The sequence below is a fragment of the Klebsiella sp. 2019SCSN059 genome, assembly GCF_021739525.1.
Lineage (GTDB): Bacteria > Pseudomonadota > Gammaproteobacteria > Enterobacterales > Enterobacteriaceae > Klebsiella > Klebsiella quasipneumoniae.
Window position 1 is genome coordinate 1 of record NZ_JAKKOM010000063.1, and the last position, 7,536, is coordinate 7,536.

The following is a 7,536-nucleotide window of genomic DNA, read 5'->3' on the forward strand; positions in this document are numbered from 1 at the left end:
GCGGCTATCGTGCTGTGGAACACGGTGTACCTGGAACGCGCCACCCAGGGGTTGGTCGAGGCCGGCAAGCCGGTGGACGGCGAGCTGCTGCAATTCCTGTCGCCGCTGGGCTGGGAGCACATCAACCTAACCGGCGATTACGTCTGGCGGCAGAGCCGCAGACTGGAAGACGGGAAGTTTCGGCCCTTACGGATGCCCGGAAAACCTTAGCGTACGATTTTTTCCGAATTCTGCGGGCTCCCCATCTACCATAACATCCCTGCGATGAATTCTCCCCTGACCTGCAGGCATTTTGTTGAAAAACGACTCCCGCTTAATCTGTGCAATCACCGTAGTTTCTGTTCTTCATTCAGTACTGAAGGACGTCCAACCCGCTTTCCGGCATCCCTCTTCCCTATACATGTCACTGTTTTCATAAAAGCCCGATCTACCCGGGAGGATAAGCACAGGAGCAGGAGTGGTCGATGGCAAGCCGTCCCAGGACAATGATCGGAATGACATCAGGTGCGTTGCGTCGGTATGTCCCAGGCACTGTCTTATGGCGGAAGCTACCCGAAGATAAACAATAATAACCGATGATCCGGTTCGTGTTTTCTGCGCAAACGGCATAGACACGGGAAATGCCGGTACTGTGGTTTCTGAGAGCCTTTGTCTTTAACCACTTATTAAGGGCAGGCACCTGGCAACAGAACATCAGCGATGTTATGTTCAGCCGTCAGGGATTCAGGCGCTCTCATTCCCATTGTGATTTGCGGTTCATCAGGTTATCGATTCGCGTCTTGCGCTCCGGCGTTATTGGGGCGTCAAGCTCCTCTATAAACGCCTTAAACTGGTTGTGATTGAGGAGAAACAGGCGTTGATCAAGCAGAATGTCCTGTGCTTCCCTGCAGGCGACCTCAAGCATAAAATCAGTCAGTGATTTTGAGACCAGGCTTGCGGCCATGTCGATCAGGTCACGCTGTGATTTTTTGGCTCGGATACTAATCGGAGCTTCACGAACTTCAGGTTTCATAGATACCCCATGTGTAGCAGATTTATATACAATTCAAATCTGGCACGCTTCGTCGGTTAGAAACACGAGCTGCATTGTACACTCATGCATCATTCAGGACTTATAAAGTTGTATCCAGCTGATAATGTCATCGAGCTGTTGGTTATCCAGTTGGCCGCAGTTTTCAAAAACAGCTTCAGCGACGTAGCCCAGCATTTTCTCGGTTGAAGAGCCTACACCAGCAACTCCACCCATACCCTGTCTGCCCTCATTTGTCAGTACTCTTCTGCCGCTGCCGGTAAGAAACTGCTTCGCTTCGATGTTCACTTATTATCTCCCTAACAAAGTTGGCGTTAATTCTGTTAAAGCGTTAGCCCGTAAGGCCCGTTCGCCACTTTCGGTGATAAGCGTAAGAACAAGCCGCGTATCCACGGTATCAGCTCAGAGCTGTAACGAACAGCAGCCCCAGGGGGAATAGTCCGGTCAGAACCGGTACCTTACACCGGATTGATGTCTACTGTATGCCATAAATGAGGGAAAACGGGCGATGGCCATTTTCCTGATTCTGATCGCCGGCAAGTGCTGCAGGCAGCAAAAGAGCCTGCGTAAGACAACATACCCTTAAGGATTCTGACCTTTACCGTGCCAGGCCCACCGCCCCCGCGCGGACGAAAAAAAGAGAAAAAATAAAAAAAAGAAAAAAAGAATATGCCAAAAATGTGCACAGTCGCGACCCACGCAGAGCGTGACGCACCGGGGCAAAGGCTTTGCAGGGCTAAAAGGCATGTTGTCTTACGTCTTGAGCGTGATGGTTACGAGCCCACCAGCTTTCATGAATTGTCCCGCCGGGTGGACTGCTATAAAGTGCATACCAGCACTGCAGCCCCTGCCGGTGATGATGAATAATTCCGTTCAGTCGTGAGGTGGGCGTGAGTCAAAGATGAGAAAAGACAGCATTACTGATATGTACATGTACAGGTACAGGATGCCTGCCGAAAGTCCTCCATGAAAGACTTCATTGCATCCCTCAATGGCCGCGACCGCGTCTTCAATGCTGATGCGCTTTTTGCCAAATGTTCGGTTTTTTCCAGCCGAAATGTCCGGGTATCCCCCGTCGCTTCCTGCCGGAATTACCGTGCAAATCGACAAGTCTGGAAGCCGTTTTGATACAGAAAAATTGGTTGTATAGCCACTTTAGCTTAAAGCTAACGTACGCGTACATTAGGGGTCAGTTTGGAGATCGGAAATTTTTGTACGTTAAGCGCATTATTTAACCAATCTTGGTTCGTAAGGGGTTGATATTGCGTCAGTGGCTATCGCTTTTAAGTTGTCGCTCTTGCAGTATCGCATTTAGGTTATCCGATTAAGGTCAAACCTCTGAAAATGCCGTATAGCGCGGGAGTACACCCTATTGCTATAGGTAAGTCTGTTCAAAAAACAGGCTTACCGTACAATAATTCTCTATATCCAAACTGCCCCCATTAGCTTTAAGCTTATGGTATTTACCCTTCTCTCTCCCCGGGTGCCTTAACCAGGGTCTGATAGTTGCGCTTTACCCGTTCAATTTCCGCCAGAGTTGCTGCCCAGTGCAGCTCTGCTGCATGACGATACCTGGTTGCCATTTTTTCAACGGCCTCCGGCGTACTGTCAACGCTGCGGTGATGCCGTCCCTTCACCCCGAAAATTTCCACAATAAGCCACTGGCTACCGGTTCTGCCGAACAAGGCCTGACACAGCCGCTTCACGGCAAGCGGGGTCAGATCCGGGTCGGGATCATACGCGATGGTGGCAAAAATAAAACGCAGCATCTCGGAGGTTTTGTAGCGTTTTACCGCTGCCGCCTGCCGGGCAGCTCTTTGCGGCGCTTCCCAGCGGTCGTCGCTGTAACCTGCCACTTCAGAGAGATAGTCCTTTTCGAGCTGTTTAGCCGTGTAGCAACGTCCCCCCAAAAACATCCGCATAGCTTCTTGCGTTTCAGCTCTCACGTATCTTTTCCCCAGCTAATGCTAATGTACACATACATTAGCGTTAGGTTACAGATTACACAACAATCTGGAAAACCTATCTGATTATGTGTATGTGGCTGTCTCTTTCGAATTATCACTTTTGCGTTCTGGTATACAGGTAACCCCTCCCCCCTCTTTTCCCGCTGGTCTACTGTAGTCGACACAAAAGACAGGAACCTCGGTATGTCCTGATAATATTGTTTGAGTTTTAATCACGAAGCAGAGGGCATCGCATACAGTAGACATTCCTAGTATCGACACTGGTGCATCCAATACTGACCCGTTCCCGGATCATGGCAGAGCATCCAGTAGACACGGTATGGAAGGATGTCAGTCCTCACCTTTCCGTCTGTTTTGACTGTGTCGGAGACGACGGTTGCGGTTATTGATGATGCCTTTGCCCGTCAGGGGAATACCTGTCTGTCAGGTAACTCTGTCGTTACATTTGATGCCCGAAAATCATAATTACCACATATTAATCCGGGCATTCCGGAAAATTGTGCCTGCCTGAAGAGTATCAAACGATACCTGTCTCCCCTCCTCTGAATTATCTGCTCAGTCGAGAACCTTGACGATCGGGTGATTCAGTTTCGGCAAATGGCAGCATGATAATGTCAGCCAACAGCGTGCTGGTTAATTTATTGTCGGGCCAGACGAATTCTGTTTGTCACTGCATACTGCATGCCGGGCAGAGGAGTGAACAACGATCGAACTGAAACAGTTGCAGCGTCGTATGGAGAAAGAATGGGTTGGTTACAGGTGGTGCTTCGGCCGGTTTCAAACAGTGTCTGACCGGCTTCTGGTAAGTTTCTCCCTTGCTGTCTGGTGATTCTGTCTTGCCCGGATTGTTGACTATTGATGATGGTGTTTATCCACAGCTTAGAATAATAACAGAAGCTTAACTAAAGCTAAGAAAAGGACAAAAAAGACTAATAAAAGAATAACGTTTTAGTGAGGCCTTGAACTACGGGGCTCTCAGGCCATCTCTGTCAACGCTGGCGGGTATTCTATCATTGCTGGCGGGTGAACCATCATCGCCAGAGGGTATACCATCAACGCTAACGGGGCAATTATCATCGCCAGAGGGTAGATTTTATCAACGCCAGCGGGTAATCTGGTAACATTATCCACATCCGGGATTTTATAAAATGGCCAATGATAACAATCAGTTAGCGCTAATTATCACTGAGCAAGATAAAAGTTCTGGTGAAGTTATACATTTGGTTCCTAACTCAAAACAGAGTATTCAACCTAAATCGCTACTGCGATTGGGGGTCTTTGTTCCGACAGTCAAGGATGGCAGCGACCCTATGGCACGAGGTCATGTCATCGATGCAACGACTGAGTTGTGTCGTCTTTCTTCTATCGCTGGAGAGGGGTACGAAAAGATTAGTATTTTTGGGCCCAGGCTTGATATGGATACGGATTTCAAAGTCTGGCTAGGGATCGTGGACACACTCGCCAACACGTTTCTTGAGCCTGATGGGACTGTTAGGGTCAATTTTATTGATTTTGCTTTCAGTTGTGGGCTTGCTACAAAACGAGTTGATTCAAGGTTAAGGAAACGTTTTAGCGACTCACTGACACGGATCCAGCACACCCATTTCCAGTTCATCAAAAACTCAACAGTAGAAGGGAAAAAAGTAAAGATCGACATGAGCCTGGTGTCTACTTCTTACTATGATGAGGGAACCGATGAGGTCATTATCAGGCCAAATCCGGATTTGAATACTCTGTATCGTGTCGACGGGAAGACCCGACTTTACTTAAAAATATTGAAAACCCTGTCTCGAAAAGAATCAGCCCAGGCACTGTATCTTTATCTAGTTGAATTACCTGACCATTTTTATCGCATTGGATTCGACCGCTTAAGAGAACGGTTGCAGCTGACTTCACACAAAGGTGCTCAGAATGCGACGATAAAAAAAGCGTTAGAGCAACTGGATGAAGCTGGTTTTTTAAAATACACGATAGAAAAAAATCGTGGGGATTATGTACTGGTCATTCTTAGTCGAAACAAAAAAGTTACCTGAGTTATTTAGGTAAAATCAGTCATTTACATTACACACTGACTCCAGAGTGTAGTTTCAAGAGTTCGGGTTTTTAGCTAACGCAGCAAACCGCACCAGGTAATTACCCTCCAGGGATGAGGCTTTACACCAGCAGCACCCTGTTTACCCGCCAGCGTTGAGGATGACCACCAGCAGCGACCACGCTTACCCGTCAGCGTTGAGGATGGTCACTGGTATCGCCCCTGTTTACCCGCCAGCGTTGACGGTGACCACCGACAGCGGCCACGCTTACCCGCCAGCGTTGAGGATGACTACCGGCAGCGGTCCCGTTTACCCGCCAGCGTTGAGGATGACTACCGGCAGCGGTCCCGTTTACCCGCCAGCGTTGAGGATAGCCACCGTCAGCGGCCACGTTTACCCGCCAGCGTTGAGGATAGCCACCGTCAGCGGCCACGTTTACCCGCCAGCGTTGAGGATGAGCACCGGCAGCGGCCCCTCTTACCCGCCAGCGTTGAGGATAGCCACCGTCAGCGGCCACGCTTACCCGCCAGCGTTGAGGATAGCTACCGTCAGCGGTCACATTTACCCGCCAGCGTTGAGGATGAGCACCGGCAGCGGCCCTGTTTGCCCGCCAGCGTTGAGGATGAGCACCGGTAGCGGATCCGTTTACCCGCCAGCGTTGAGAATGATTCCCCTCTACCGACCCCGTTAACACGCCAGCTTTGACACTACCAGCGACTACAGTCGACATTAAAATCGCCGTGACCTGCTGCAGCGTGATATACGCCCGGCTGGCATCAAAAGAATCTTAACCAAACAGCACACATCCAGCGGTACAGGAGGCCAGGTTTAACCCGGGGCAGAAACAGATTGATCTATAGCGACTTGTTAGGATCATTTAGCAAAAACCAATCCCGAAAGGCCTGCTTGCTATCGAAGGTGGGAAGGTTATGTATGGACAAGTTCCAGTTAATGATTTTCACTATAAAAGACAAAAATTCAATTTCAGCCTCATTCAGTACACCCTCTCCTTTTTTGCGTATATAGAAGTCATACCATCGTTCGTAGGCGGCAACATTGATAGATTCAGATGCTTCCAGAAGCCGGGGGATATAATAAACCAGTTCTTCAAAGGCAATACTGCCTTGAGGGATATCAGAACGGCTCAGGCGACAAAGAAGGTTAATCGTGGCTCGAAGGTGATGCCACTGCTGTGCCGGGGAGGATGGGAGGGCGTTCATGCTTATCGGAAGTTCATGAGGAATTAAAGCAAGGATCTGATTTCCACTTGTAGACAGCTCACGCCGGTACTGGTGTAAAGTATGGTGTTTAACCTTCTTCATCATAGGATGGTAGATCCATTTTTTCGCTTCCTCAGAAACGAAAAGTAACTTTTCTATCGCATCCATCATCTTTATGCCTTCCCCATTCTCACGATATGGAGCGATGATACTTTCAATCCGAACGGCATCGATCTCCACCAGCGCCAGCTGGTCTGTTTGCGCTAACAGGTCTGGATTGGGCTGGATATCCTCCGACGTATCATTAATAAATATCCCGATTGTCGTATCGTTACATATCCCTGTGAGGTCAGCATTAAGGCCACAAACAATCCCACCACCAGCGAGATTTTTGAGGTTAACTATCCCTTTCTCCTTACCCTGCAGAAGATGAGGGAGAGCAAGGTATTTTTTTTCCTGTATTTTCACCTTTATGTATTTTTTTATATGTTGTAGTGTGAGCTCACTACAAACCCCTTTTACTTCTGTGCTGTGGCTAAAATGCCATTTTTTATTTTGACCCTGCCTGGCAATCAGGGAGGTCCCACAGATGAGGCAGATACAGTTACACGAAAGCCCATTTTCAACGCTGGCGATATCAACAATTTTATTTGAATCCGTATCAAATCCAAACGGGATCCATTTTTGTGCATTACGTCGCATGTATATTCCTCGTTAAAAATGAGTAAAGGAATTCTACATCATCCGTTTTTATCAAACCTGAAATAACAGCGTCTAATTACATTATTCATATCTCATCGGGGATGAGATGCCACACGGAAGCAGGTATTTTGTCATAGTTTTTTTTCATGTAGATCTCAGCCCTGCGGTGATCATAAGCTCCGTTCAGGCTGGTTATATTATTTATATCCCCACCTTCATCATTTAATTTATCCAGGATACGGTCAAACACTCGGTCAAGGGTTTCAGTCGTACTGCACTTTCTGAACTTCAGGAGATAGGTTTCTCTCAGGCTACTGTGCGCATTTGGGCTTTTCAACAACGACGCTCCGGGGCATGTTCAAAAACACTGGGTATTTTCGAAAACAGTAAACGAAGTTCCACGCACAGGCAAGAGAAGCCATTTGATTAATTCACGTTCTGCCTGGATTTGAAAAATAACAATGTTACTATACTGGTTATTAAAACAGTGTGCGCCGGGAGACCGGTTAGAGATCAAGGGGTGAAAGTCCCCGACCATTGAAGGACCAGCAATCCACAAGGTCCCCGAGTCATGCGTTGCATAC

The 7,536-nt window shown here is 48.2% G+C and carries 9 protein-coding genes; 3 read left to right on the top strand and 6 right to left on the bottom strand.

The annotated features are described in order from the left end of the window. Positions 1-210 (top strand): Tn3 family transposase (locus L2I46_RS28180; RefSeq protein ID WP_139785910.1); only part of this gene is annotated, 210 nt, incomplete at its 5' end. Positions 211-733: 523 nt separating this feature from the next. On the opposite strand, the gene L2I46_RS28185 is transcribed toward L2I46_RS28180, so the two are convergent. The 3 genes from L2I46_RS28185 to L2I46_RS28195 all read right to left on the bottom strand — a co-directional run bounded on the left by L2I46_RS28185 (position 734) and on the right by L2I46_RS28195 (position 2,976). Beyond that, positions 734-1,012 carry a type II toxin-antitoxin system TacA family antitoxin gene (locus tag L2I46_RS28185; RefSeq protein ID WP_004118062.1) on the bottom strand — a complete coding sequence of 93 codons (279 nt, stop codon included), beginning with the start codon at positions 1,010-1,012 and terminating at the stop codon, positions 734-736. Between the two features lie 93 nt (positions 1,013-1,105). Further along, positions 1,106-1,318: a hypothetical protein gene (locus tag L2I46_RS28190; protein ID WP_004181742.1), complete on the bottom strand. Its 213-nt coding sequence runs from the start codon at positions 1,316-1,318 to the stop codon at positions 1,106-1,108. Positions 1,319-2,493: 1,175 nt separating this feature from the next. Then, positions 2,494-2,976 carry a hypothetical protein gene (locus tag L2I46_RS28195; protein WP_236948396.1) on the bottom strand — a complete coding sequence of 161 codons (483 nt, stop codon included), beginning with the start codon at positions 2,974-2,976 and terminating at the stop codon, positions 2,494-2,496. Between the two features lie 1,169 nt (positions 2,977-4,145). Between L2I46_RS28195 and L2I46_RS28200 the strand changes: the two genes are divergently transcribed. Then, the gene (locus tag L2I46_RS28200) at positions 4,146-5,030 is read left to right on the top strand and encodes a RepB family plasmid replication initiator protein (RefSeq protein ID WP_004186900.1); all 885 of its coding nucleotides are present in this window, start codon (positions 4,146-4,148) and stop codon (positions 5,028-5,030) included. 160 nt (positions 5,031-5,190) lie between these two features. Continuing rightward, on the top strand, positions 5,191-5,721 hold the full coding sequence (locus tag L2I46_RS28205) for a hypothetical protein (RefSeq protein ID WP_236948397.1): 531 nt from the start codon (positions 5,191-5,193) through the stop codon (positions 5,719-5,721). Between the two features lie 163 nt (positions 5,722-5,884). On the opposite strand, the gene L2I46_RS28210 is transcribed toward L2I46_RS28205, so the two are convergent. The 3 genes from L2I46_RS28210 to L2I46_RS28220 form a co-directional block, all read right to left on the bottom strand. Next, the gene (locus L2I46_RS28210; protein WP_016946353.1) at positions 5,885-6,952 is read right to left on the bottom strand and encodes a hypothetical protein; all 1,068 of its coding nucleotides are present in this window, start codon (positions 6,950-6,952) and stop codon (positions 5,885-5,887) included. 85 nt (positions 6,953-7,037) lie between these two features. Next, entirely contained in the window at positions 7,038-7,292 is a 255-nt protein-coding gene (locus L2I46_RS28215; RefSeq protein WP_065892030.1) for an Hha/YmoA family nucleoid-associated regulatory protein, read from the bottom strand. Between the two features lie 18 nt (positions 7,293-7,310). Further along, positions 7,311-7,536, bottom strand: a 226-nt coding sequence (locus L2I46_RS28220) for a hypothetical protein (RefSeq protein WP_236948398.1), incomplete at its 5' end; no start/stop codon positions are given.

What these genes read in the sequence shown, in the direction of transcription:
- L2I46_RS28185 (WP_004118062.1), bottom strand. Translation starts at nt 1,012, where the DNA reads ATGAAACCTGAAGTTCGTGAAGCTCCGATTAGTATCCGAGCCAAAAAA.
- L2I46_RS28200 (WP_004186900.1), top strand. Translation starts at nt 4,146, where the DNA reads ATGGCCAATGATAACAATCAGTTAGCGCTAATTATCACTGAGCAAGAT.
- L2I46_RS28205 (WP_236948397.1), top strand. Translation starts at nt 5,191, where the DNA reads ATGACCACCAGCAGCGACCACGCTTACCCGTCAGCGTTGAGGATGGTC.
- L2I46_RS28210 (WP_016946353.1), bottom strand. Translation starts at nt 6,952, where the DNA reads ATGCGACGTAATGCACAAAAATGGATCCCGTTTGGATTTGATACGGAT.